We start from the raw sequence: 24,867 nt of genomic DNA, 5'->3' as shown, positions 1-24,867 counted from the left end.
GGCATGCCGCAGGCATGAACCCGGAACCCACGACTGGGTGTGGCGCTCGGCTTTAATAATCTCGGGCAAGCGCTCACCCGGTCGTGGGTTCCGGGTTCTTCGCTGCGCGAAGCCCCGGAATGACAGAGGTGGTCTCACCGATGGTATCCCGCAAACGAAAACGGGCGACCCGAAGGCCGCCCGCTGAATTCTCCGGACCGTCTGATCGATCAGACGACGATGACCTTCGCGCCGACCGGCACGCGGTTGAACAGGTCGATCGCGTCGATATTGCGCATCCGGATGCAGCCGGAAGAGGCCGAGCGGCCGATCGTCTCCGGCTCGTTGGTGCCGTGGATGCGATAGAGCGTGTCGCGGCCGTTCTGGTAGAGATAGAGCGCGCGGGCGCCGAGCGGGTTCTCCGGGCCGCCATTCATGCCGCCGGCAACCGGCTTCAGATGCGGCCAGCGCTTGACCATCTCGGCCGGCGGCGTCCAGCGCGGCCATTCCGCCTTGCGCTGCACCACGGCTTCACCGGTCCAGCCAAAAGCCTCGTCACCGGTGGCGACGCCGTAGCGGATCGCCTTCTTGTTCGGCAGGACGAGGTAGAGGAACTTCTCCTTCGTATCGACATAGACCGTACCGGGAGCCTGCCCGGTCGGATCGCTGATCTCGTAGGGGAGATAGGGCAGGTAGGTGTCGAACTTGGGGACGAGCGCGATATATTCGGCGTCGCGGGCTGACAGCTCCGGCGCGCTGACGCTCTTGTACTGGCAGGCGCCGAGCAGGGCCGACAACGCCAGCGCTACGAAAACGGTCTTCTTCATAGTCCCCACCGAGCCGACCCGAAGGCAGCCTTTATGATGAATCGAACGTTAACGCTTCGTATCGGCCCAGCGTTTATCCAAAAGCGGCCGTCCGGCGAAGCACTAGGCCTCAAACGGTCATGGCGCAATCGGGTTCCGTTTATGGCGTTCGGAAGGCTGCCAGGCGTGGCAAACCGGCCACGCATGACCCTTCCGCCGGCTCCAGCGCGCGGATAACGGCTCTTGACGACCCTGCTCTTCACCCATCCGGCCGGCCTCGATCATGCCATGCCCCCCGGCCATCCCGAATGCGCCGATCGGCTGAAAGCGGTCGAGCATGCGCTCGAGGCCGAGCGTTTCGCGGCACTGATTCGGCTGGAGGCTCCCCTCGGCACGCTTGAGCAGGCGGCGCTGTGCCACTCCCCATCCTACGTGCAGGCGCTGATCGCATCGGCGCCCGCGGCCGGCTACGTGCAGGTCGATGCGGACACGCTGATGTCGCCCGGCACGATCGAAGCGGCACTGCGCGGCGTCGGCGGGGCTGTCGCCGCGGTGGACGAGGTGATGGCAGGCAAGGCGCGCAACGCCTTCGTCGCAATGCGCCCGCCCGGGCACCATGCCGAGCGCGAGCGCGCCATGGGCTTCTGCTTCTTCAACCATGCGGCCATCGCGGCCCGCCACGCGCAGAGAGCTCATGGGGCCGAGCGTGTCGCGATCGTCGACTGGGACGTCCATCACGGCAACGGCACGCAGGACATCTTCTGGGACGATGCGAGCGTGCTCTACGCCTCCGTCCACGAGATGCCGCTCTATCCCGGCACCGGCGCAGCCTCGGAACGGGGCACGCAAGGCACGATCGTCAATGTGCCCCTGCGGGCGGGCGACGGCTCCGATGAATTCCGTGACGCCTTCGAGACCGCGATCCTGCCGCGGCTCGATGCCTTCCGTCCCGATCTCGTGGTGATCTCGGCCGGGTTCGACGCGCATTGGCGCGACCCGCTCGCCGATCTCAACCTGCGCGAGGCCGATTTCACCTGGGCGACATCGAGGTTGATGGAAGCGGCCGACCGCCATGCCGGCGGCCGCATCGTCTCGGTGCTGGAGGGCGGCTACGATCTCGACGCACTGGCGAAATCGACGGCCGCCCATGTCTCGGCGCTGATGGAGGGGTGAGCGCCCGAACCCCGGCTATTCCAACGGCGACGTCTCGGCGATCTCGATCCCGAAGCCGGAGAGGCCGACGAAGGAGCGCGGCGAAGAGGCGAGGTTGATGATCGAGCGGACACCGAGATCGCGCAGGATCTGGGCACCGAGGCCGACCTCGCGCCATTGCTGAATCCGCAGTTCGTCCGAACCCTCGTCCTCGACGCTCTTGATCGGCACGCCGGCGCTGCCGTCGCGCAGGTAGATCAGCACGCCCTTGCCTTCCTGCTGGAAGCGCCGCAGCGCGCACTGGATCGAGCCGGCGCCGCCGAGCACGTCGGCGACCACATCGGCGCGGTGCAGGCGGGCCGGCACCTTCTCGCCATCGCCGAGCTTGCCCATCACGAAAGCGAAATGCTGGGTGTTGTCGAAGGGCGTGACATAGACATGGCCGGTCACGTCGCCGAACTCGGTCTTGACCGGGAAGGAATGCACCCGCTCGACCAGCTTCTCGCGCGACTGGCGATAGGCGATCAGGTCCGCGACAGTGATCTGCTTGAGGCCGTGCTTCTCGGCGAAGGCGGTGATCTGTGCGCCCTTCATCACCGTGCCGTCGTCATTGGCGAGCTCGCAGATGACGCCGACCTGCGGCAGCTCGGCAAGCTTGCACAGGTCGACGGCCGCCTCGGTATGGCCAGAGCGCATCAGCACGCCGCCGTCTTTGGCGATCAGCGGGAAGACATGGCCGGGGCGGACGAAATCGGCGGCGCCCATATTGCCGTTGGCGAGCGCGCGGACGGTGTTGGTGCGCTGCTCGGCCGAGATGCCGGTGGTCAGCCCGTGCTTGACGTCGACGGTGATGGTGAAGGCGGTGCCGAGCGGGGCATCGTTCGAGGAGACCATCGGGTCGAGGCGCAGGCGCCGGGCTTCACCCGTCGTCAGCGGGGCGCAGACGATGCCGCAGGTGTTGCGGATGATGAAGGCCATCTTCTCGGGCGTGCAGAGCGAGGCGGCGACGATGAGATCGCCCTCGTTCTCGCGATCGTCGTCATCGGTGACGATGACGATCTCGCCGCGGGCAAAGGCTTCGATGGTCTCGGCGACATTGTTGGACATGGCAGCCTCGCGCGGCCCTGACAGGCCGAGGAAATCATTGGGGGTGACGGCGCCGCTGGTGGCGGCAGTGATGCGCTCGGCGCTTTCGCGGGAAATCCAGGCGGCGGGATCGTTGCACAGCGCGGTCACGCTGGCCGGCGACAGGCCGACCTGCCTGGCGAAGGCGCTACGCGCGATCTTGTTCTGCCGGAGCCAGACGTCGAGCTTCATGCCGTGAAGCTAATACGCCGCTGCTTCATCCGCAATGAATGATCGATGCATTTTCAGTATTGCTGAAATGCAAGATGCGACGCCGCGGCAAAAGCCGCTCCGCATCACTCCTGGAACGGCCAGCGCGGCTCGACGACGCCGACCTGCGCGCGATGGCGTAGATACTGGTCCGCCAGCACGCAAGCGACCATCGCCTCGCCAACCGGCACGGCGCGGATGCCGACGCAGGGGTCGTGGCGGCCTTTGGTGAACATCTCGGCCTCACCGCCGGTGCGGGTCACGGTCGCGCGCGTCGCCAGGATCGAGGAGGTCGGCTTCACCGCGAAGCGCGCCACGATCGGCTGGCCGGTCGAAATGCCGCCCAAAATGCCGCCGGCATGGTTGGAGAGGAAGAGCGGGCGCCCGTCATTGCCGGCGCGCATCTCATCGGCGTTGGCCTCGCCGGAGAGTTCGGCCGCGCCAAAGCCCTCGCCGATCTCGACGCCCTTCACCGCATTGATGCTCATCAGCGCGGCGGCGATCTCGGAATCGAGCTTGGCGTAGATGGGGGCACCCAGCCCCGCCGGCACGCCTTCGGCGACGATCTCCAGCACGGCGCCGATCGAGGAACCGGATTTCCTGACGCCGTCGAGATAGCCCTCGAAGAAGGCGGCAGCCTTGGCATCCGGGCAGAAGAACGGGTTGCGGCCGACCTCCTCCCAATCCCAGTTGGCGCGGTCGATCTTGTGGGGCCCCATCTGGACGAGCGCGCCGCGCACAATCATGCCGGGCACGACCTTGCGGGCGATGGCGCCTGCGGCGACGCGCATCGCCGTCTCGCGCGCCGAGGAGCGGCCGCCGCCGCGATAGTCGCGGATGCCGTATTTCACATCATAGGTGAAATCGGCATGGCCCGGCCGGTACTTGTCCTTGATGTCGGAATAGTCCTTCGAGCGCTGGTCGACATTGTCGATCATGAGCCCGATCGAGGTTCCGGTCGTGACCTGTACGCCGTCGCTCTCGCGGGCGAAGACGCCGGAGACGATGCGGACCTGATCCGGCTCCTGGCGCTGCGTGGTGAAACGCGACTGGCCCGGCCGGCGGCGGTCGAGATCGCCCTGAATGTCGGCCTCGGTCAGCGGCAGCAGCGGCGGGCAGCCATCGACGACGCAGCCGATAGCGGGCCCATGGCTCTCGCCGAAGGTGGTGACGCGGAAGAGATGGCCGAAGCTGTTATGCGACATGGGAGCCCGATAGGTTTCGCATGGCTCTTAAGCCGGATCGGCGCGCGGCGAAACCCCGCATGGGCCGCCACGGCCGTTGACAAGCCCTGCCCTCGCCGCTTCAACGCAGCCATGAGCCGGACGCCCAGCCCTTCGCGCTCCTGGCGCCCCGGGAGCCCCATCATCGCGGGAGCCTAGCCCCGAGCCGCCCGGCAGGGCCGCTTCGGGGTCGACCCGGCGACGACCAGCCTGATTGCAGGCATCGCGCCACGCGTTTTCCGACATCGACAAGCTTCCGCGTCGAAGCCACCCGCCGCCCGCGCATGGGACCGGCCGACCGCGAGCGTTCGCGCGCAGGGGGCCGGCGTGCCCTGTTCGCGGCGCCACGACGAACCGCCAGGCTCATCATGAGATTTCTCCGCAGGCGCCCCGCGCGGGCATCGACGGCCAGCGTCAGCCTTGCCCGCGCGCTGTCCAAGCTCGGCTATTGCTCGCGGACGCAGGCCGAAAAGCTGGTGCGCGAGGGGCGCGTCACGGTCGACGGGCGCAATGTGCGCCAACCCGACCTGCGCCTCGATCCGCAACGGGCACGGCTTGCGGTCGATGGTCAGGCAGTGACCGCCGCGCGCCGCATCTACCTGATGCTCAACAAGCCGCGCGGCATGGTGACGACGGCGAGCGACCCGGAAGGTCGCCAGACCGTCTATGCCTGCCTTGAAGGTCTCGACCTGCCGCATCTCGCGCCGGTCGGGCGTCTGGACATGGCAAGCGAAGGCCTGCTGCTGATGACCAACGACACGCGCTGGGCGCAGCGTATCCTCGATCCCGCCTCCGGGGTCGACAAGACCTACCATGTCCAGATCGACCGGATACCGGACGAAGCCTTCATGACCAGGCTGAGACAAGGTGCCATCGACGGGGACGAGGTGCTGTCGATCCGCTCGGCCGCCCTGCTGCGCTGTGGGGAGCGCAATGCCTGGGTCGAGATGGTGATCGACGAGGGCCGCAACCGGCAGATCAGGCGGATCGTCGAGGCTGCCGGCGCCGAGGTGCTGCGCCTCGTCCGGATCAGGATCGGCGAACTCGAGCTCGGCGAGCTCGGCAAGGGCGCCGTCCGCGAATTGCAGCCCGAAGAAACGCCGCTGCCGCTTGCCGGCTATCCCGCCGGCAAGCTTCGCATCAACGTGGCCTGAGCCATCGGCGCGTCAGTGCGCCGGCGTTTTCGCCGGGGCCGCAGGGGCGCCCTCCCAGCGCGTATGCGCCGGCAGATTCTCGCCCTTCATGATGACCGTGAGCAGGCCGATCTGGGCGTAGTCGCCGACATGGGTGTCGTAGAGAACGGTCGCACCCGCGCCGACGCAGACGCCCTTGCCGAGGCGCACCCGGCCGACCTTCATCACCCGGTCCTCGTAGAGATGGGTCTGCAGCGCCGAATGGGCGTTGACCGTGCAGAAATCACCGACCTTGATGCAGTCGAACTCGGTGATATCCGTCGAGTCGAGCCAGACGCCCTTGCCGTATTTCGCGCCGAACAGCATCAGGAACCAGGGCAGGAACGGCGTGCCGCGCAGATAGTCGAACAGCACCTTGCCGCCGAGGCCCCAGTACATCACCGCGACCGCCTCGGTGCGCATCGCCCACCACGACCACATCGGCTTCATCACGGGCTTGTAGACGCCCATCATCAGCCATTTGACGGCGGCGCAGATCATGGCCTGCACCACGGCGATCGCAACCGCGACCATCATGAAGGAGAGGACAAGGCCGATCCAGTCGCCCTCGTTGATCTTCTGCTGCAAGACCATGTCGACCGCGATCGTGCCGAAGGTGATGAACAGCATGGCCGGGAACGAGGTGTGCAGCGCCTCGAAGACGCCGCGTCCGAACTGCTTGGCGAAGGAGGGCTTGTAGGTCCAGTCGGCGCCGAGATCGACCTTCTGCCGCGTCGGCAAGCGGATCGGCGGCGAGCCGAACCAGGTGTCGCCGGGCTGCATGCGGTCGTTGGCGGGGGGCTTCGACTTGATGCCGATCAGCACCCGGTCGGGAATGACGGCGCCGGGCGGCACCACCGCGTCGTTGCCGACGAAAACCTGATCGCCGGTACGGGTCGCATCGAGGCGCATATAGCCACGGCGCATGTCCTCGTCGCCGAAGACGACCTCGTCGGCGATGAAGTTGCCGGCGCCGATGCCGGTGAGGTCGTAGCGGCCGGAAAGATTGGTCGAGATCTCCGCGCCCTTGCCGATGCTCGCGCCCATCAACCGGTACCAGGCCCGCATGTAGATGGTGGCGAAGAGCGAGGAGAGCGTCTCCAGCGTCACCTCGGTCGCCAGAGCCACCGTCCATTTGCGGGCGTAGAAGCCGGAATGGATCGACCAGGAACCGGAGGTCACGCGCGGCAGGATCGCCCAGCGCAAGGCGGCCATCAACAGCACGGTGAAGGCGATCAGGCCGATCGCGGTCGGCCAGGTCAGGATCGGCAGGAACCAGAGATAGCTGATCTCGGTCCAGCCGGCGATGAAGTAGTCGATCTTGTCGAACAGCCAGAAGGCCGGGAAGATCGGCAGCAGGCTGACCGGCGGCAGCACCACCAGCATCAGGATGTAGAAGCAGGTCATCAGCGCGCGCCGGCCGGCCGAGGCCTCGGCCTGCGGCGGCAGCGCGGCGACATCGACCGCGCCGATCTTGCGGCCGGGCGTGCCATCCCAGATCTCGGCCTCGCCGACATGGGCGCCAGGCGCGATCGCGGTGAGATCCCCGATCTCGGCATGGTCGCCGATCACCGCGCCATGGCCGAGCACGACTGAGGCGCCGGCCGAGACGTCCTTGCCGATGGTGATGCGGCCGATCACCAGCTTGTCGCCGATCGCCTCGCCATTGGCGAAGGTGGTCTTGGAGCCGAAGGTCGTGAAGTCGCCGATCTCGATCAGATCGATGGCGCCGGCCTCGTAATCGGAGATGATGACGTCGCGGCCCACCTTGGCGCCGAGCAGGCGCCAGTAGAAGCGCATCACCGGCGTGCCCTGCAGCCACTTGATATGGACGAGCCCGGCGACGCGGGCAGCGAACCACCAGCGGAAATAATAGACGCCCCACAGCGGGTAGACGCCCGGCTTCGTCCGGCCGAGCACGAGCCATTTCAGCGCGATGGCGATCAGCCCGGTCACGACGATGATCGCGACATAGACGCCGAGCAGCGCGAAGATCTGGCCGAGCAGCGGCAGGTCCTCGCCCGAAAGGATCATGTAGGTGACGAAGACGCCGAGCCATTGCGCGGTCGCCAGGCCGATGATGACCGGCAGCGCCACCGCCTGGGCGAGACCGCAGAGGAAACGCCGCAGGAAGGGCGGCGGGGTGAAGGAGAGATCCTCGGCCACGGCGACGCCGCGTTCGTCGAGGAGCGCCGCCATCGCCCGCAAGGTGCGGGCGCCATAGACGTCCTGCAGCGTGATGCCGGCATAGGCCGGCGTCTCGCGCACGATCGAGATGAAGCGGGCCGCCAGCAAGGAATGCCCGCCAAGGTCGATGAAGAAATCAGCCTCCAGCGGCAGGCTCGCCGTACCGAGCACGCGCTTGGCCGCCTCCAGCAGCGCGGCTTCGGTCGCATTGCGCGGCGGCTCCTGCTCGCCCTCGGCACTGGGCGCCGTCAATGGCGCCGCCTTGAGCATCTTGCGGTCGAGCTTGCCGGAGACCATGCGCGGCAGCGAGCCCGCCGCCTCGAAATGCGCCGGCACCATGTAAGGCGGCAGCTTCTCGCGGAGCGCCGCCCGCAGCGCCGGACCGTCGACCGCGACGCCGGGCTCGGGCACGACGAAGGCGACGAGGCGCTCGATGCCGTCATCGGTGCGCAGCACCACCGCCGCCTGCGCAACGCCCGGCTCGTCGGCGAGCTTGGATTCGATCTCGCCGAGCTCGACGCGGAAGCCGCGGATCTTGATCTGGTCGTCGATGCGGCCGTGGAAGACGATATTGCCGTTCTCGTCGAGGCTGACGGCATCGCCCGAGCGGTAGAGGATCGGATCGCCCTCGCCCGCCACGCCGGCGAAGGGATTGGCGATGAATTTCTCGGCCGTCAGCTCGGGGCGGCCATGATAGCCCTTGGCGACACCTGGACCGCCGATCAGCAACTCGCCCTGCTCGCCCGGCTGGGCGAGGCGCAGGTCCTCGCTGACGACATAGGCCGTGTAGTTCGGGATCGGCTTGCCGATGGTCACGGTCTCGCCGGGAACGACCTCGGCCGCGGTCGCAACCACCGTCGCTTCGGTCGGCCCGTAGGTGTTCAGGATGCGCCGGCCGGGCTTCGACCATTTCTGCACGATCGCGGGAGGCAACGCCTCGCCGCCGAGCAGGATCAGCTTCAGCGAGGGGACATCGGCCGGCAGGATGCCGAGCAGCGTCGGCACGGTGTCGATGATGGTGACGCCGGCCTCATTCAGGATCGCCGGCAGCTTCTCGGCATCGCCCATCATCTCCGGCGAGGCGACGAAGAGCGTCGCGCCAACGAGATAGGGCGTCCAGATCTCCTCCATCGACAGGTCGAAGGCGACGGAGGCGCCCTGGAAGGCGACGTCGTCCGGCCCGAAGCCGTAGAGGGCGTTCCCGGAGCGCAGGAAATGGCAGATGTTGCGATGGCTGATGACGATCGCCTTCGGCGTTCCTGTCGAGCCGGAGGTGTAGATCAGATAGGCGGGGTGATCCGGCGTCAGGCCAGCGGGACGCGCGAGCGGCGCGGTGCCATCGGCGCCGGCCACCAGACCCTCGGGCGTCCAGACGGCGCGCTCGGTCGCTTCCGCCCGCCCGGCCCAGCCGGTGCAGGTGACGATGCCCTTGGCCTGGGCATCGTCGAGGCAGGTCGCGATGCGCTCGACCGGGGCCTCGGCATCGAAGGGAATCCAGGCCGCACCGGCGCGCGTGATCGCGATCTGCGCGACGAGAAGGTCGATGCCGCGCGGCATCCACAGGCCGACCATATCGCCCGGGCCGATGCCCGCAAGCTGCAGGCCGCGTGCCTGCCTGCCAGCGGCAGCCCAGACCTCGGCATAGCTGAGGCGACGCTCGGGATCGGTGAGGGCGGGATGGTCGGGGCGAGCCGCGGCGGTCGCCGCGAAAATCTCGGCCAGCACCTCGTCCCGAATCAGATCGGGACGCTTCTCGCCGGCCAGCATGGCGAGTGTGTTGGCAGCAGCCGCGTCAGACGCCGCCGACAGCTTCGTCATATCGTTCATCGCGCCCCGCTGCGCTGAAAGGCCCGTCGCTGATGCCGCGGCAGACCCTGCCTTCGGCCCTCTGGCGCCTTATCACGCACCTCGTGAAGAAAACCGGAATCGTCGCCTGTGCATCGCGACATCCGCGTGAGCCCCCCGGCCAGGCAAGCCGCCGCATCACACTTGTCTCGCTAGCATATTCTCCCTGCAAAATCACGGCTGAACGGGCCATGAATACGCGCTGGGCAACGCGGACAATTGCCGAATCGTTCATGGTCGGAGCGAGCTTGTCATTCCGGGGCTTCGCGGAGCGAAGAGCCCGGAACCCACGACTGGGTGAGCGGCCTGCGACCGGGCTGAGATGGTTGACCCAGTCGTGGGTTCCGGGTTCGCGCCTGCGGCGCGCCCCGGAATGACAAGGGTGTCGTTCAAAACCGACAGGGCCTAGAGCCAGTCTGCCTTGTTCCCGCTGACGACGAGCAGCTTGCCCTGCCAGATCTCGACCAGCGACGCCTCGCGCGGCGCCACCGCCCCCACCAGGGCGAGCACGGCGCGCGCCACGCCGCCATGGCTGACGATCACCGTCTCGCGCGTGAGCTCTTCCAAAACCGGGCGGACGCGCTCGGCCAGCATGCGGTAGCTCTCGCCGCCCGGCGGCACGAAGCCCCATTTGTCGCGCTCGCGCAGATGCGCCTGCTCGCGCTCGGCCTTGCGGATGTCGCGCCAGGTGAAACCTTCCCACTCGCCGAAGGTCAGTTCGCGCAGGCGGTCGTCGATGCGGTATTCGCCGGCGGGCAAGGCCAGTTCGCGGCGGAGGATGTCCATGGTCTCGCGCGCCCGCTGCATCGGCGAGCCGATATAGGCGAGATCGGCGTAAGCCGGCTCCAGCGCCTTCAGGCGTCCGGCGGCCTCGGCGGCCTGGCGGCGGCCGAGATCGTTCAGCGGGATATCCTGCCCGCCCTGCAGCCGGCCCTCCCGATTCCAGTCGGTTTCGCCATGACGGACGAGAATGAGCCGGTGAGGGAGCGAGAGCGGGACCATGCGGGGCTTCTGCACGCTGGCACCGGCGGGGTCAAAGCCCTTCCCCATGCTTTCCGCCGATGGCGACAATCGGCCGCTTTCTGTGGCCGAATTTACACGGGCTGTGTATAGCGCCCTAGCCAATCACCCGCGGAACCGCATGCTCCCTGCTCTCACCTTGCCCGACGGCCGCAGCCTGGCGCTTCCCGCGACGCCGCTCGTCATGGGCATCGTCAATATCACGCCCGATTCCTTCTCGGATGGCGGGCTGCTGGCGAATGCCGAGGCGGCGATCGGTCATGGCGCGCGCCTGACGGCGGAGGGCGCGGCGATCGTCGATATCGGCGGCGAGTCGACGAGACCCGGCCATGCCACCGTCGATGCCGCGACCGAAATGGCGCGCGTGCTGCCGGTCATCGCCGGGCTGAAGGCTAAGGTCGACACGCCGATCTCGATCGACAGCTACAAGGCCGAAGTGGCGGAAGCGGCGCTCGCGGCAGGCGCCTCGATCGTCAACGACGTCTGGGGCGCCCAGCGCGACCCGCGCATCGCCGAGGTCGCAGCGCGGGCCGGCGCGCCGATCATCCTGATGCATAACCGCGAGAGCATCGATGCCGCGCTCGACATCTTCGACGAGGTGCTGCGCTTCCTCGAACGCTCCCTTGCGATCGCGACGAAGGCCGGCGTGCCGCGGAGCCAGATCGTCGTCGACCCCGGCATCGGCTTCGGCAAGACGATCAGACAGAATCTCGACCTGATCCGCCATCTCGACCGGCTCGCCGTGCTCGGCTGCCCGATCCTGCTCGGCGCCTCCCGCAAATCGACCCTCGGGCGCATCACCGGCCGGGAGGTTCCGGCTGAGCGGCTCGCCGCCAGCATCGCCGCACATCTCTATGGCGCAAGCCGCGGCGCCGCCATCATCCGCGTCCATGACGTTGCCCCGCATATCGACGCGCTCAAGACCTGGGCCGCCATCGAAGACAGCATGAAAGCAGACCTGTGAGCGAAACCGGCCGCATCCTGATCGAGAAACTCGATATCTACGCCTATCACGGCTTCTTCTCGGAAGAGGAGCGGCTCGGCCAGCGCTTCGTGCTCGACCTCGTGCTCGATACCGACCTGCGCGCCGCCGCCGCCAGCGATCGCCTCACAGACACCGTCGACTACGGCCGCGCCGTCGCCATCGTCGCCGAGGCCTTCACGGCCCGCCGCTACCACCTGCTGGAAGGCGCGGCGCGCGCCGTGGCACTCGCGATCTTCGATGCATTCCCCACTGTCGAGGCCGTTGAGGTCACATTGCGCAAGCCGGCGCCGCCGATCCCTGCAACGCTCGGCTCGGTCGGCATCCAGTTGAGGTTCCAGCGTGAAGGTTGAGGCCGCACTCGCCTTCGGCGGCAATATCGGCGACCCCGTGGCGGCTTTCGCCGCGGCGCTGAAGGGTCTGCGCGAGCATTCCGACGTCAGGCTCGGCCGGCTGTCCTCGATCTATCGCACGCCGCCCTGGGGCAAGACCGATCAGCCGGAATTCCTCAACATGGCGGCGCTGGTCGAGACCTCGCTGCCGCCACAGGACCTGCTCGCTTTCTGCCTGGAGCTGGAGCGTGCCGGCGGCCGGGAACGCCGTGAGCGCTGGGGGCCGCGCACGCTCGATATCGACATCCTGACCTATGGCGATGCGATCATCGACCAGGCGCGCCTGCAGATTCCGCATCCGCGCATCCCGGAACGCGCCTTCGTGCTGACGCCGCTGGCCGAAATCCTGCCGCAGCGCCTGATCGGCGGGCGCAGCGTCATCGAATTGCTGGCGGCCGCCACAGACGAAACGATCCGCCGCGACGATGTCGCGACGGATCGGTTGAAGGCGCTGCTGGCGGCCTAGATCAGGTTTTTTTCCATCGGACCGACCGCGATGGCGCATCGATCCGATGAGAACGCTCACTCGCCCTTGTCGAGGGAGATGTCCGGCGCGGTCGGCACCTTCATGCCGACGACATGGTAGCCGGCATCGACATGCATGATCTCGCCGGTGATGCCGCGTGACATGTCGGAGACGAGGAAGACCGCGGTCTCGCCGACCTCCTCGATCGTGACGGTGCGGCGCAGCGGCGAGTTGTATTCGTTCCAGCGCAGGATGTAGCGGAAATCGCCGATGCCGGAGGCCGCCAGCGTCTTGATCGGGCCGGCCGAGATCGCATTGACGCGGATCTTCGAGGGGCCGAGATCGGCGGCGAGATATTGCACGCTCGATTCCAGCGCGGCCTTGGCGACGCCCATGACGTTGTAATGCGGCATCCACTTCTCGGCGCCGTAATAGGTCAGGGTCAGCATGGCGCCGCCATCCGGCATCAGCTTCTCGGCGCGCTGGGTGATCGCCGTGAAGGAATAGCAGGAGATCAGCAGCGACTTGGTGAAGTTCGCTTCGCTGGTCTCGACATAACGGCCGGTCAGCTCGTCCTTGTCCGAGAAGGCTATGCAGTGGACGACGAAGTCGAGCTTGCCCCAGAGCTTCTCGATCTCGGCGAAGACCGCATCGATCGTGGCGCCATCGGTGACGTCGCAATGCCCGACGACATGGCCACCCAGTTCCTTGGCGAGCGGCTCGACGCGCTTCTTCAGCGCATCACCCTGATAGGTGAAGGCGAGTTCAGCACCCGCATCGGCCGCAGCCTTGGCAATGCCCCAGGCGATGGACCGGTTGTTCGCGACGCCCATCACGAGCCCGCGCTTGCCCTTCAGGAGATTGGCGGTCGGCGAAACGGCGTTGGAATCAGGCATGGGAAACCCGCAGATGAACGATGAGCAGGTCTCTTAGAACAGTCGCAGGGAAACGGGAACCGCTTTGATGCCCGCCTCCACGGCTGAATCACGCATAAGGCCGCGATCCGTGGCCTGCGCGGCTCGTTTTCGGCTGCAACGGCGCCCGAGCCGGCTCAGTTCGCCTCGTCCCGCCCCTTCATCAGCGCGGTCAACTCCGCGTCGCTCGCCGGCATCTCGATATCGATGGCGACGAAGAGATCGCCGACCGCGCCCTTCTCGCCCTTCAGGCCCTTGCCGCGCAGGCGGAACTGCCGGGCCGTGCCGGTCAGCGGCGGGATGTTCATCTCGACCGCGCCGGTCAGCGTCGGCACATGCAGCGGCCCGCCGAGCACCGCCTTGGCCAACGGCACCGCGACGCGGGTGCGCAGGTCGTTGCCATCGACCGTGAAGCGGGAATCCGGCTTGACCTTGATGGTCATCATCACGTCGCCGGCCTCGCCGGAGAACGGATCGATCTGGCCGAGCCCGCGCAGGCGCATCACCTTGCCGTCGCTCACCCCCACGGGGATGGTGATCTCGACCTCGCGCCCGCCCGGCAGCTTGACCCGGCGCGTGCCGCCGGTCGCGGCCTGCGCCAGCGTGACCTCGAGCGTGAAACTCTGCTCCGGCGGCTTCTGCGGCTCGGGCTTGCCGCGCGCGCGCCGGCCGGCCTCGCCGAACAACGAGGAGAAGATATCGGAGGCGTCGAAGCCGGCATCGCCCGCGCCACCGCCCGGACCGCCGCGACCGCCGAAGGGATGGCCGCCGCCGCCCTGGCCGAAATTGAACTCGAAGCCGCCGCTGCGCCCGCCCCGGCCGGCGCCCATGCCCTCGAACCCCTGGAAGCGCGGCTTGCCCTCGGCATCGATCTCGCCGCGGTCGAACTGCTTGCGCTTGGTCTCGTCGCCAACGATCTCATAGGCGGCGTTGAGCTCGGAGAACTTATCCTGCGCCTTCGGGTCGTCCCGGTTGCGGTCCGGGTGCAGCTCCTTGGCGCGCTTGCGGAAGGCCTTCTTCAGCTCCGCATCGCTCGCGCCGCGGGCAACGCCCAGAACCTGATAGGGATCGCGCATCCAAAACCTCTTTCAGACAAAGTCGAACGGCCGGCGCGAGAACCGCCAGCCGTCCGCCTCGTCCAATGTGGGGGCGGTGTGGCGTGTGCGCAACACCTGGTCGGGGCGGTTCTGCACCCGGCCTCGCGGTAAGGCAAGCGACGTGCGAACGTCAGCCCAGGCCCTTCCAGGGCTCCATATCCTTGACCGCCCATTCGCCGCCCGAAGGGCGGCAGGCCGTGCCCTGCAGCTTGACCGGCCGGCTTTGCGTCTGGACGCTGGCGATGAAGGCGCGGCAGATCTCGTCGGAGCGCAGGAAAGGGCCGCCTACAGGTATGAAGGAGCCCTTGATGCCGCTTTGGGGATTGTCCCAGGAAACAGGGGCGCCGTTGCCCTGGGGATCGAGCGCCACGCCCATCGCCCCGTCGGCGCGGCGCATGTCCTCCGGCCCGAGCTCGGAAGACAGGCCGGCGAGCGCACTGGCGCGGTCGCCGCCGCGCGCCGGCAGGACCGAGGAGGTTGTCATCGCCGAGGTCGCGGCGACTTCGTCCTCGCTCTTGCCCGACAGGCCGAGGATGGGGAAGGAGACCGAACAACCGGCGCCGAGCAGCCCCAGCAGCACCGCGGCAGCCAGCGGGCGCATGGGGGCTGCGCAACGGTTGAGGCTTTGGAACGCCCCCGCCCCTGCCCTATATAAACCAGCCGCCCGAATCCGGATCACTTCTGCGCTCGCCCGACGCCCATTTCCACTGACCGAGGATTAGAACGTGCAACCGTTAACGAGCGGTGACTTCACCGAGGAAAACGAGCCTTTCGCCTTGTTCCAGAAGTGGTTGGACGAGGCCACGAAATCAGAGCCGAACGACCCGACCGGCATGGCGCTCTCGACCGTCGATGCCGAGGGCATGCCCAACAGCCGCATGGTGCTGCTCAAGGGCCACGGACCGGACGGTTTCGTGTTCTACACCAACACCGAAAGCCAGAAGGGCCAGGAACTGCTCGGCCAGCCCAAAGCCGCCGCCCTGTTCCACTGGAAGAGCCTGCGCCGGCAGATCCGCATCCGCGGCACGGTGACCCAGGTCACCGACGCCGAATCGGACGCCTATTACCAGTCCCGCCCGCGCGACAGCCGGATCGGCGCCTGGGCCTCGCAGCAGTCGCGCCCGCTGGAAAGCCGCTTCGCGCTGGAGAAGGCGGTGGCGAGCTACACGCTGAAATTCGGCATCGGCGAGATTCCGCGCCCGCCCTACTGGCGCGGCTTCCGGATCACCCCGACCTATATCGAGTTCTGGCGCGACGGCGCCTTCCGCCTGCATGACCGCATCATCTTCCGTCGCGACTCGAACGAGACGCCCTGGACGAAGACGCGTTTCTACCCCTGAGGAAATCAGCCCCATGGCGATGCCCAAATTCGATTTCCCGAAGACCGAGGCCGGCAAGCGCCCGGTCATGCTGCTGACCGGGGCCAGCCGCGGCATCGGACATGCCACGGTGATGCAGTTCGCCATGGCGGGCTGGCGCATCCTGTCCTGCTCGCGTCAGGCCTTCTCCGACAAGTGCCCCTGGCCGTCGGGCGCCGACGACCATGTCCAGATCGATCTCGGCGACCCCGAGGACACGATGCGCGGCATCGCCGAGATCAAGAAGCGGCTGGCCGCCGAAGGCGGCAAGCTCAACGCGCTGGTCAACAATGCCGGCATCTCGCCGAAAGGGCCCAATGGACAGCGCCTGGGCGCCGCAACCACCTCCTTCAACGACTGGCACAAGGTCTTCCAGGTCAATTTCTTCGCGCCGATCATGCTGGCGCGCGGCCTGCTCGACGAGCTCACCGCCGCCAAGGGCGCGATCGTCAACGTCTCCTCGATCGCGGGCTCGCGCGTGCACCCCTTCGCCGGGGCGGCCTATGCGACCTCGAAGGCCGCGCTCGCCAGCCTGACCCGCGAGATGGCCGCCGATTTCGGGGCGCTCGGCGTGCGCGTCAACGCGATCTCGCCCGGCGAGATCGACACGGCGATCCTGTCGCCCGGCACCGAGAAGATCGTCGCGACCCTGCCGATGCAGCGCCTCGGAAAGCCCGACGAGGTCGCCAAGGCGATCTACTTCCTCTGCACGGACGCCTCGAGCTACGTCACCGGCTCGGAGCTGCACATCAATGGCGGGCAACACGTTTGACGGATGTGCCCGGACAGTCCCGAGCCCTCATCCTGAGGAGCCATTCCCTTGGGAATGGCGTCTCGAAGGATGCTTCAGGAGGCTCCGGAACCATCTGGAGCATCCTTCGAGACGCCGCTGACGCGGCTCCTCAGGATGAGGGCTTGCGGTGGCTGAAATGGTAGCGCGGATATGAGCGTCATCCGCTTCCCCACGCCCGGCCGGGCAGCGGCGCGGCCGGTGCTGGCGGCTTCCGTCGCGGTCTTCCGAGACGGCAAGGTGCTGCTGGCGACGCGGACGAAGCCTCCCGCCGACCAGCTCTGGTCGCTGCCGGGCGGCAAGGTCGAGGCCGGCGAGACGCTTGAAGAAGCGGCCCTGCGCGAGCTGGAGGAAGAGGTCGGCGTCACCGCCCGCATCCTCGGCTTCAACCGCCATGTCGAGATCTTCGGCCGCGATGCAAAGGGCGCCGTGACGCATCATTTCGTCGTCGCCTCCTTCGTCGGCCAGTGGCTCTCCGGCGAGCCGCGGACAGGGCCGGAGGCCGGGGCGGTGATATGGGCCGATCCGCTCAAGCTGGGCGGGCTGGCGACGACGCGCGAGCTCGGCGACGTGCTGCGCCGCGCCCACCAGCTCTTCATCGCGGGTATCCCCGCGCCATGAGAATCGGGCTTCGCCATTCGGCGCTTCTGGTTGCGCTCCTGCTGCTGCCGATGGCGGCCGCGGCGCAGCAGCGGTCACAGCCGGCCGCGAAGCCGCCCGCAGCCAAACCTGCCGAGCAGCCTGCCCCGGAACCGACCGCTCCGCCCTATGAGCCACAGCTCCTGCAGCTCTCCGAGATCATGGGCTCGCTCGCCTATCTCAGGACGCTCTGCGGCGGGCGGGAGGCGCAGGACTGGCGCGCCCGGATGGCGGCGCTGATCGAGGCCGAGGGCCGGACGCCGCAGCGGCGCGACCGGTTAACCGCAGCCTTCAATCGCGGCTTCAAGGCCTATTCCCTGACGCATCGCTCCTGTACCGAGGCCAGCCAGGAGGCTTCCTCCCGACTTGCAGCCGAAGGCGAGGTGCTGTCGCGGGCGCTAGCAGGGCGCTATGGCGGATAGGCAACAGCTGTTGCCGGAATACGCGCTTCCACCGGATTCTTCCGGTCGCGTTAACCTTTCTTAAAGGCCATGGTAGCGTGCCGCTCTGGCACGGCTTATGTCTTGGGCATCGCCCAACCGTCGCGATCCGGGGCAGAACCGCCGCGATTCGCGCCAGACAGAAGGCTGAAGAGTCCCGTTTCGATGCCGATCCAGCCAGACGACACGATGCTCGACCCGAATCTCGCCGAGGACCATGGCGACGTCCGCCGCGTTGCCTATGGCTATGTCGAGGACGCGTTCAACGAGGCGCAGCAGGACGGGCTCGATCCCGATGCCATGGCCCATGCCGCCCTGTTCGCGGCGCTGCGCACGCTGGTCGAGACCTATGGCGAGGACGCGACCGCCACTTTCGCCGAAACGCTGGCCGACAAGGTCCGCTGCGGCGCCTTCACCTGCGGCACGCGGCACTGAACAAGCCGGTCAGGCCGCCCCCGCCGGCCCGGCCCTTACCGCCTCGATGATCCGCAGGACGGCCGCGCTTTCGCCGAGCGGCATCTGCGCGCAGGCGCTCTTCCCCGCTCGCACTGCCGCCATCACGGCCTCCGCCTGAAACTGAAGGCCATTGCCGGTAAAGACGAAGCTTTCGCTGAGCCGCCCTGCCTGAGGCAAGCGGTCGAGCAGACGCGCCAGGCTACCCGGTCCGCGCTCATAGGCTGATGCAGCTCTTCCGGCATCAGCATACCAGGTCAGCCGCTGCACCTTCAGGAACGGCGCCTCGAAGATGAGCGCACCGCGCTCGCCCTCAATCAGGAGGCGGTTCGATCCGTTCCGATCGAAGCCGCAGGACAGCTCCGCCACCGCCGCTGGGTAACCCAGCCGGAAGGCGCTGCGCCGGTCGACGCCGGTTCCCGCAGCGAGCCAGCTTCCGCTCACAGCCCGCGGTTCGCCAAGCAGATGCAGGGCCAGCGATAGCGGATAGACGCCAAGGTCGAAGGCCGCGCCTCCGCCAAGATCGGGATCGAAGAAGCGGCTGCCGGGCTCTTCAGGATGGAGATAGGAGAGGTCAGCGCGGATGCGCCTGATGGCGCCGATGCGACCAGCCGCGATCTGCTCGCGTGCCCGGCGAACCGCAGGAAGGAAGCGGCTCCACAAAGCCTCCATCGCGAAGATGCCGCGCTCGCCTGCCGCCAGCGCGATCGCCTCGACATCGGCGCTGGCCAGCGCGATCGGCTTCTCGATCAGGACCGGCTTTCCGGCCGCGATGGCTTTCAGCGCTTGCCCGGCGTGGAGATGGTTGGGCGTTGCGATATAGACTGCCTCGATCGCGGGGTCGGCGAGGAAGGCGGCCTCGTCGTCATAGGCTTGAGCCCCGCCGAAGGAGGCGGCAAAGCTTTTCGCCTTTTCCAGCGAACGCGAATGCACGGCGGCGATGCTGGCCTGCGACAGCAGGCCGAGATCGGCGGCGAAGAGCCCGGCAATCGTGCCGGTGCCCATGATCCCCCAGCCGAATGGCTTGTCCTGCGCCAAGCGCCCCTCCCTCGCTGGCGACGAGCGATAGCGGAGGGGCGTTAAGGGCAGGTTCCTCAGACGGCGAGCGCGAAGCCGTCCTTGCGATGGTCGGAAGCGCCGAACATCACGCCGCGCTTGTGATCGACCCAGATCGCCTGGCAGCCGCCGAGCGGCTCCTCGGACCAGACCACGTCATGGCCGCGCGCCTTGAGATCGGCCGCGACACTCGCGGGAATCGTCGTCTCCAGCGAGAGCTTGCCGTCATAGGCGAAGCTGCGCGGGGCGTCGGAAGCCTGCTGCGGGTCGAAGCCGCGGTCGAGGATGCCGGAAAGGAAATGGGCATGGCCGGTCGACTGGTACTGGCCGCCCATCACACCGAACGGCATGATCGGCTTGCCGTCCTTGGCCAGCATGCCCGGGATGATCGTGTGGAACGGGCGCTTGCGCGGAGCGATCGCGTTGGGATGCCCTTCGATCAGGCGGAAGCCCGAGCCGCGATTCTGCAGCATCACGCCGGCCTTCGCCGCATAAATGCCGCTGCCGAAGGCTGAGAACAGCGAGTTGATGAAGGAGACCATGTTGCCGTCGCCATCGACGACGCAGAGATAGATCGTGTCCTTGTGCAGCGGCATGTCGAAGACTTCCGGCGCCGCCGCCTTCTCCAGGCTGATCTCCTTGCGGATACGGCCGACGAACTGATCGGAGAGGAAGGCCTCGGTATCGAAGGGGCTGACCGTGGGATCGGCCACCAGCGCGTCGCGCTGGCGATAGGCCGCCTTGCTGGCTTCGGCGAGGAGATGGATGCGGTCGGCCTCGCTGAGCTTCTCATCCTTCATGTCGAAACCTTCGAGGATGCGCGCGATCAGCAGCGCCGCGATGCCCTGGCCGTTCGGCGGGCATTCCCAGAGGCGGTGGCCGCGATAATCGGCGCCGATCGGATCGACATAATCCGGCTTCGAGGCCGCGAAGTCGTCGAGCCCGATCAGGCTGCCGGCGGCTCGGAGCACGCCGACCATGTCCTCGGCGAGTTCGCCCTCGTAGAAGGCGGAGCGGCCCTCGCGGGCGATGCGGCGCAGCATCCCGCCCAGCGCCGGGTGAACCATCTTGTCGCCGACGGCCGGGGGGTTGCCGCCCGGCAGGTAGACGGCGTTGCCGAGGCCGTGCTTCTCGATGCGGCCGCGGGCCTTGGCCCAGTCGAGCGCGACGCGCGGCGTCACCACGAAACCCTCCTCGGCGGCGCGGATCGCGGCTGAGAAGATTTCCTCCAGGCTCTTGCTGCCGTGGTCGGCGACGAGGCGGCACCAGGCATCGATCGCGCCAGGCACGGTAACGGCATGGGGTGAATCCGCCGCGATCGAGGTCATGCCCTGACTGAGGAACCAGCCGAGATCGGCCTTGGCAGCCGAGCGGCCGGAGCCGTTGATCGCGACCATCTTGCCATTGGCCGGCGCGTAGATCGCGAAGCAATCGCCGCCGATGCCGGTCATGTGCGGATCGACCACTGCCTGGACGGCGACGGCTGCGATGGCGGCGTCGATGGCATTGCCGCCGTTGCGCAGGATCTCGACAGCGGCCAGCGTCGCGGCGGGGTGCGAGGTCGCCGCCATGCCGCGATCACCGACTGCAACCGGCCGCCCCGGCACCATGAAATCGCGATTGCCCCAGTTCATGCGCGTCTCCACCTCTGCGGCACCATCGCTGCGCGGCACCTTGTTTCTCCCAACGCTTTGGCGCGCCGGCCGGGGGCTTGGCAATCCCGCCTCGCGCATGGCCGGTCCCCCAGCCCCTCGCCGCACGCAACTGTCGCGATTGACATCCCGGCGCGGAGGACTATCGCGACCGGGAAGGACGGGCCGGCCATGCAAGACTACATCCGCAAGATCATCGGGGCGCGCGTCTATGACGTCGCGATCGAAAGCCCGCTCGACCCGCTGCCGCGATTGTCGGCCCGGCTCGGCGGCAGCGCGCTCCTCAAGCGCGAGGACCTGCAACCCGTCTTCTCGTTCAAGCTGCGCGGCGCCTACAACAAGATCGCCGGTCTCACCGCGGTCGAGGCGGAGCGCGGCGTGATCTGCGCCTCGGCCGGCAACCATGCGCAGGGCGTGGCGCTGGCGGCGAAGAAGCTCGGCATCAAGGCGACCATCGTGATGCCGCGCACCACGCCCGACATCAAGGTGCAGGCGGTGCGCAGCCTCGGCGGGCGCGTCGTGCTCCATGGCGAGAATTTCGACGAAGCCTATGGCCATGCCCGCAAACTCGAAACCGAGAAGGGGCTGACCTTCGTCCACCCTTATGACGATCCCGACGTCATCGCCGGCCAGGGCACGGTCGGCATGGAGATCCTGCGCCAGCACTCCGAGCCGATCGAGGCGATCTTCGTGCCGATCGGCGGCGGCGGGCTCGCGGCCGGCGTCGCGGTCTACGCAAAATTCCTGCGGCCCGAGATCAAGGTGATCGGCGTCGAGCCGGAAGACGCCGCCTCCATGGCCGGCGCCATCGCCGCCGGGAAGCGCGTGGTGCTCGATCAGGTCGGGCTCTTCGCCGACGGCGTCGCGGTGCGGCAGGCGGGCGAGGAAACGTTCAGGCTCTGCCGCGAGCTGCTCGACGAGGTCATCACCGTCTCGACCGACGAGATCTGCGCGGCGGTGAAGGATATCTTCGAGGATACCCGCGCCATCGCCGAACCCTCCGGTGCCGTCAGCCTCGCGGGTCTCAAGGCCTATGCGGCGCGCGAGGCCAAACGCACCGGCACTCTGATCGCCATCAACAGCGGCGCCAACATGAATTTCGACCGGTTGCGCCATATCGCCGAGCGGGCCGAGATCGGCGAGCATCGCGAGGCGCTGCTGGCGGTGACGATCCCCGAGAAGCCCGGCGCCTATCGCGCCTTCATCGAATTGCTCGGCCGGCGCGCGATCACCGAGTTCAACTACCGCTATTCCGACCCGAAGGCCGCGCGCATCTTCGTCGGCGTCCAGCTCTCCGAGGGCGATGCCGAGAAGCGCCAGATCATCGCGATGCTCTCGGAGCACGGCTATCCCGTGCTCGACATGAGCGACAACGAGCTAGCCAAGCTGCATATCCGCTACATGGTCGGCGGCAAGGCGCCGGGGCTCGGCGACGAACTGATCTTCCGCTTCCAGTTCCCGGAACGGCCGGGCGCGCTGCTGAAGTTCCTGAACAGCCTCTCGGCCGACTGGAACATCTCGCTGTTCCATTACCGCAATCACGGAGCCGATTACGGCCGCATCCTCGCCGGCATCCAGATCCCGCCTTCCCAGCGTGGCCAGCTTGCCAAGCGGCTCGACGCGCTCGGCTACCCCTATTGGAGCGAGAGCGACAACCCGGCCTATCTCTCGTTCCTGGCGGAGATGCCGGCGCCGTGAACCGGCTTAAGGTGGAAGCATGACGCTCGAACAGCTTCGCATCTTCGTCGCCGTCGCCGAGCGCGAGCACCTGACGCAGGGCGCGCGCGCCCTCAATCTCACGCAATCGGCGGTGAGTTCCGCGATCGCGACGCTGGAGGCGCGCTACGCGACAAAGCTGTTCGACCGGATCGGGCGGCGGATTGTCCTGACCGAGGCCGGCAGGCTCTTCCTGATCGAGGCACGCGCCGTGCTGGCGCGGGCGGCGGCGGCGGAAGCCGTGCTCTCCGATCTTTCGGGGCTGGCGCGCGGCTCGCTTGCGCTGATGGCGAGCCAGACCGTGGCGAATTACTGGCTGCCGCCGCTGATCCAGCGCTTTCGCCGCGAGCATCCCGGCATCACCGTCTCGCTAGCGCTTGGGAACACGGAGACGGTGAGCGCAGCCATCCGTGACGGCGTGGCCGATCTCGGTTTCATCGAGGGTGAGATCGACGACCCGGCTCTCGCCATGACGGCGGTGGACGAGGACGAACTTGTGATCGTTGTGCCGACCGGCCACCCTTGGGTGGAAAACGCCCCTTCAGCCAAAGAACTCTCGGGAGGCGCCTGGGTCCTGCGCGAAGCGGGCTCGGGGACGCGGGCGATGTTCGAGGCGGCGTTGCCGGGGCTAGGCCTCGCGGCAGACGACCTCAGCGTGGTGCTGGAACTGCCCTCCAACGAAGCGATCTGCGCCGCCGTTGCATCAGGTGCGGGCGCGACCGCGATCTCGCGGCTTGTCGCCGCCAATGCCATCGCAGCCGGGCGGCTCGCCACCGTGGCGCTGCTGCTGCCGAAGCGCCGGTTCCTCGCCTTGCGCCACAAGGAACGCTACCTCGCCAAGGCGGCGGCAGCGTTCCTCGCGCTCAGTCAGGCGGGTTAGGTCGCGCGAGGGATCACCGAGCGCTCCTGATCGGCACTGCCCTTGTCATTCCGGGGCGCGCCACAGGCGCGAACCCGGAACCCACGGCTGGGTGCGACATTCCACGCCCGTTTGGGAAGGGCTCACCCAGTCGTGGGTTCCGGGTTCTTCGCTGCGCGAAGCCCCGGAATGACAACCGGGTCTGAAGCTCAGGCCGCCGCAGCCGCGCCCGGCGCGGCACGCATCAGCATGCCGAAGAGATCGCGGGAATCGTCGGGGTCGGCGATCAGGTCGAGATCGACATAGGTGCCGGCCTCGCGGATGCGCTCGTAGACGTAACGCAGCGCCGAAAAATCCTCGATCGCGAAGCCGACCGAGTCGAACATCGTGATCTGGCTGCTATCGGTGCGCCCCTGCGCCGCCCCCGTGATGACCTTCCAGAGCTCCTCGACCGGATGGTCGGCGTCGAGCTGCTGGATATCGCCCTCGATGCGGGTCTGCGGCGGGTACTCGACGAAGATCGACGAGCGCAGCAGCACGTCGCGGTGAATCTCGGTCTTGCCGGGGCAGTCGCCGCCGACCGCGTTGATGTGGATGCCCGCTCCGACCATGTTGTCGGTCAGGATCGTCGCATACTGCTTGTCGGCCGTGACGGTGGTGACGATTTCGGCGCCCTCCACCGCTTCCATCGCGGTCGCGCAACGCGTGATCTTGAAGCCGTGGCGGGCGAGATTGCCCGCGCATTTCTCGGTCGCAGCCGGATCGACGTCGTAAAGACGCAGGTTCTCGATGCCGAGGATCGCGCGGAAAGCGAAGGCCTGGAACTCGGACTGCGCGCCGTTGCCGATGATCGCCATGGTCGCAGCATTCTTCGGCGCAAGATGCTTCGCCGCAACCGCCGACATCGCCGCCGTGCGCAAGGCGGTCAGGATGGTCATCTCCGAGAGCAGGACGGGATAGCCCGTCGCAACATCGGAGAGCAGGCCGAAGGCGGTGACCGTCTGCAGGCCGGCCTTCATGTTCTTGGGGTGGCCGTTAACATATTTGAAGCCATAGAGCTTGCCGTCGCTGGTCGGCATCAGCTCGATCACGCCTTCGAGGCTGTGCGATGCGATCCGCGGCGTCTTGTCGAAGATCTCCCAGCGCCGGAAATCATCCTCGATGTAACCCGCGATGTCGGACAGCATCCGCTCGATGCCGATCGCATGGACCAGCTTCATCATGTGGTCGACGCTGACGAAAGGCACGACGTTGAGCTGCTGAATCATGGGTCCCCGCGCTGTTCTCGTTGAGGGAGCGATTGTCCCTGTTTTCGGCGGCAGGCGATAGAAGCC

At 67.5% G+C, this 24,867-nt stretch carries 23 protein-coding genes; 12 read left to right on the top strand and 11 right to left on the bottom strand.

What is annotated here, in order from left to right; genetic code table 11:
• Nucleotides 1-209 precede the first annotated feature (209 nt).
• Nucleotides 210-806 (bottom strand): L,D-transpeptidase, encoded by a 597-nt coding sequence (locus ACWIEX_RS02035; RefSeq protein ID WP_454031482.1) that lies wholly within the window; start codon nucleotides 804-806, stop codon nucleotides 210-212.
• A 222-nt stretch (nucleotides 807-1,028) separates the two neighbouring features.
• Between ACWIEX_RS02035 and ACWIEX_RS02030 the strand changes: the two genes are divergently transcribed.
• Nucleotides 1,029-1,958: a histone deacetylase family protein gene (locus ACWIEX_RS02030; protein WP_454031481.1), complete on the top strand. Its 930-nt coding sequence runs from the start codon at nucleotides 1,029-1,031 to the stop codon at nucleotides 1,956-1,958.
• Between the two features lie 15 nt (nucleotides 1,959-1,973).
• On the opposite strand, the gene ribB is transcribed toward ACWIEX_RS02030, so the two are convergent.
• Together ribB and aroC are read right to left on the bottom strand one after the other, a co-directional pair.
• Nucleotides 1,974-3,254, bottom strand: a complete 1,281-nt coding sequence (gene ribB / locus ACWIEX_RS02025) for a 3,4-dihydroxy-2-butanone-4-phosphate synthase (protein ID WP_454031480.1) — start codon at nucleotides 3,252-3,254, stop codon at nucleotides 1,974-1,976.
• A 104-nt stretch (nucleotides 3,255-3,358) separates the two neighbouring features.
• Nucleotides 3,359-4,477: a chorismate synthase gene (gene aroC / locus ACWIEX_RS02020; RefSeq protein WP_454031479.1), complete on the bottom strand. Its 1,119-nt coding sequence runs from the start codon at nucleotides 4,475-4,477 to the stop codon at nucleotides 3,359-3,361.
• Nucleotides 4,478-4,863: 386 nt separating this feature from the next.
• Between aroC and ACWIEX_RS02015 the strand changes: the two genes are divergently transcribed.
• Nucleotides 4,864-5,649, top strand: a complete 786-nt coding sequence (locus ACWIEX_RS02015) for a pseudouridine synthase (RefSeq protein ID WP_454031478.1) — start codon at nucleotides 4,864-4,866, stop codon at nucleotides 5,647-5,649.
• Nucleotides 5,650-5,661: 12 nt separating this feature from the next.
• Here the strand turns inward: ACWIEX_RS02015 and ACWIEX_RS02010 are convergent, their stop codons facing one another.
• Complete coding sequence (locus ACWIEX_RS02010) at nucleotides 5,662-9,681, bottom strand: Pls/PosA family non-ribosomal peptide synthetase (protein ID WP_454031477.1); 4,020 nt, start codon at nucleotides 9,679-9,681, stop codon at nucleotides 5,662-5,664.
• Between the two features lie 423 nt (nucleotides 9,682-10,104).
• Nucleotides 10,105-10,749 carry a histidine phosphatase family protein gene (locus ACWIEX_RS02005; RefSeq protein WP_454031476.1) on the bottom strand — a complete coding sequence of 215 codons (645 nt, stop codon included), beginning with the start codon at nucleotides 10,747-10,749 and terminating at the stop codon, nucleotides 10,105-10,107.
• A 91-nt stretch (nucleotides 10,750-10,840) separates the two neighbouring features.
• Here ACWIEX_RS02005 and folP point away from each other — a divergent pair, with 91 nt between their 5' ends.
• Genes folP through folK form a run of 3 tightly spaced genes read left to right on the top strand, consistent with a single transcriptional unit; the run spans nucleotide 10,841 to nucleotide 12,559 of the window.
• Nucleotides 10,841-11,683, top strand: coding sequence for a dihydropteroate synthase (gene folP / locus ACWIEX_RS02000; protein WP_454031475.1), 843 nt, complete (start codon nucleotides 10,841-10,843; stop codon nucleotides 11,681-11,683).
• Nucleotides 11,680-12,054, top strand: coding sequence for a dihydroneopterin aldolase (gene folB, locus ACWIEX_RS01995; RefSeq protein WP_454031474.1), 375 nt, complete (start codon nucleotides 11,680-11,682; stop codon nucleotides 12,052-12,054). Before folP ends, folB begins: the two co-directional genes overlap by 4 nt.
• Nucleotides 12,044-12,559: a 2-amino-4-hydroxy-6-hydroxymethyldihydropteridine diphosphokinase gene (folK, locus tag ACWIEX_RS01990; RefSeq protein ID WP_454031473.1), complete on the top strand. Its 516-nt coding sequence runs from the start codon at nucleotides 12,044-12,046 to the stop codon at nucleotides 12,557-12,559. The genes folB and folK overlap by 11 nt, the downstream gene beginning before the upstream one ends.
• Before the next feature lie 56 nt (nucleotides 12,560-12,615).
• Here the strand turns inward: folK and fabI are convergent, their stop codons facing one another.
• The 3 genes from fabI to ACWIEX_RS01975 form a co-directional block, all read right to left on the bottom strand.
• Entirely contained in the window at nucleotides 12,616-13,455 is an 840-nt protein-coding gene (gene fabI, locus ACWIEX_RS01985; RefSeq protein ID WP_454031472.1) for an enoyl-ACP reductase FabI, read from the bottom strand.
• A 155-nt stretch (nucleotides 13,456-13,610) separates the two neighbouring features.
• Nucleotides 13,611-14,549: a DnaJ C-terminal domain-containing protein gene (locus tag ACWIEX_RS01980; RefSeq protein ID WP_454031471.1), complete on the bottom strand. Its 939-nt coding sequence runs from the start codon at nucleotides 14,547-14,549 to the stop codon at nucleotides 13,611-13,613.
• A gap of 151 nt (nucleotides 14,550-14,700) precedes the next feature.
• Nucleotides 14,701-15,171, bottom strand: coding sequence for an RT0821/Lpp0805 family surface protein (locus ACWIEX_RS01975; protein ID WP_454031470.1), 471 nt, complete (start codon nucleotides 15,169-15,171; stop codon nucleotides 14,701-14,703).
• 124 nt (nucleotides 15,172-15,295) lie between these two features.
• Between ACWIEX_RS01975 and pdxH the strand changes: the two genes are divergently transcribed.
• The 5 genes from pdxH (at nucleotide 15,296) to ACWIEX_RS01950 (ending at nucleotide 18,232) form a co-directional block, all read left to right on the top strand.
• The gene (pdxH, locus tag ACWIEX_RS01970; RefSeq protein ID WP_454031469.1) at nucleotides 15,296-15,910 is read left to right on the top strand and encodes a pyridoxamine 5'-phosphate oxidase; all 615 of its coding nucleotides are present in this window, start codon (nucleotides 15,296-15,298) and stop codon (nucleotides 15,908-15,910) included.
• A 67-nt stretch (nucleotides 15,911-15,977) separates the two neighbouring features.
• On the top strand, nucleotides 15,978-16,700 hold the full coding sequence (locus tag ACWIEX_RS01965) for an SDR family NAD(P)-dependent oxidoreductase (RefSeq protein ID WP_454033442.1): 723 nt from the start codon (nucleotides 15,978-15,980) through the stop codon (nucleotides 16,698-16,700).
• 171 nt (nucleotides 16,701-16,871) lie between these two features.
• Nucleotides 16,872-17,339, top strand: coding sequence for an NUDIX hydrolase (locus tag ACWIEX_RS01960; protein WP_454031468.1), 468 nt, complete (start codon nucleotides 16,872-16,874; stop codon nucleotides 17,337-17,339).
• Nucleotides 17,336-17,779: a TIGR02301 family protein gene (locus ACWIEX_RS01955; RefSeq protein ID WP_454031467.1), complete on the top strand. Its 444-nt coding sequence runs from the start codon at nucleotides 17,336-17,338 to the stop codon at nucleotides 17,777-17,779. The genes ACWIEX_RS01960 and ACWIEX_RS01955 overlap by 4 nt, the downstream gene beginning before the upstream one ends.
• Nucleotides 17,780-17,962: 183 nt before the next feature.
• Nucleotides 17,963-18,232, top strand: coding sequence for a hypothetical protein (locus ACWIEX_RS01950; RefSeq protein WP_348521636.1), 270 nt, complete (start codon nucleotides 17,963-17,965; stop codon nucleotides 18,230-18,232).
• A 9-nt stretch (nucleotides 18,233-18,241) separates the two neighbouring features.
• On the opposite strand, the gene ACWIEX_RS01945 is transcribed toward ACWIEX_RS01950, so the two are convergent.
• Entirely contained in the window at nucleotides 18,242-19,255 is a 1,014-nt protein-coding gene (locus ACWIEX_RS01945; protein WP_454033441.1) for a Gfo/Idh/MocA family protein, read from the bottom strand.
• An 89-nt stretch (nucleotides 19,256-19,344) separates the two neighbouring features.
• Nucleotides 19,345-20,940, bottom strand: coding sequence for a gamma-glutamyltransferase (ggt, locus tag ACWIEX_RS01940; RefSeq protein ID WP_454033440.1), 1,596 nt, complete (start codon nucleotides 20,938-20,940; stop codon nucleotides 19,345-19,347).
• Nucleotides 20,941-21,129: 189 nt separating this feature from the next.
• Between ggt and ilvA the strand changes: the two genes are divergently transcribed.
• Together ilvA and ACWIEX_RS01930 are read left to right on the top strand one after the other, a co-directional pair.
• A complete protein-coding gene (gene ilvA, locus ACWIEX_RS01935; RefSeq protein ID WP_454031466.1) occupies nucleotides 21,130-22,656 on the top strand; it encodes a threonine ammonia-lyase, biosynthetic in 1,527 nt (508 codons plus the stop codon).
• Between the two features lie 19 nt (nucleotides 22,657-22,675).
• Nucleotides 22,676-23,554 carry a LysR family transcriptional regulator gene (locus ACWIEX_RS01930; protein WP_454031465.1) on the top strand — a complete coding sequence of 293 codons (879 nt, stop codon included), beginning with the start codon at nucleotides 22,676-22,678 and terminating at the stop codon, nucleotides 23,552-23,554.
• A gap of 188 nt (nucleotides 23,555-23,742) precedes the next feature.
• Here the strand turns inward: ACWIEX_RS01930 and ACWIEX_RS01925 are convergent, their stop codons facing one another.
• Nucleotides 23,743-24,801 carry an ornithine cyclodeaminase gene (locus ACWIEX_RS01925; protein WP_454031464.1) on the bottom strand — a complete coding sequence of 353 codons (1,059 nt, stop codon included), beginning with the start codon at nucleotides 24,799-24,801 and terminating at the stop codon, nucleotides 23,743-23,745.
• Between the last annotated feature and the right edge of the window lie 66 nt (nucleotides 24,802-24,867).

This window comes from Allobosea sp. NPDC055353, from assembly GCF_053644975.1.
The sequence above is the reverse complement of the archived record's forward strand: the minus strand, read 5'-3'. Positions and strand labels throughout refer to the sequence as shown.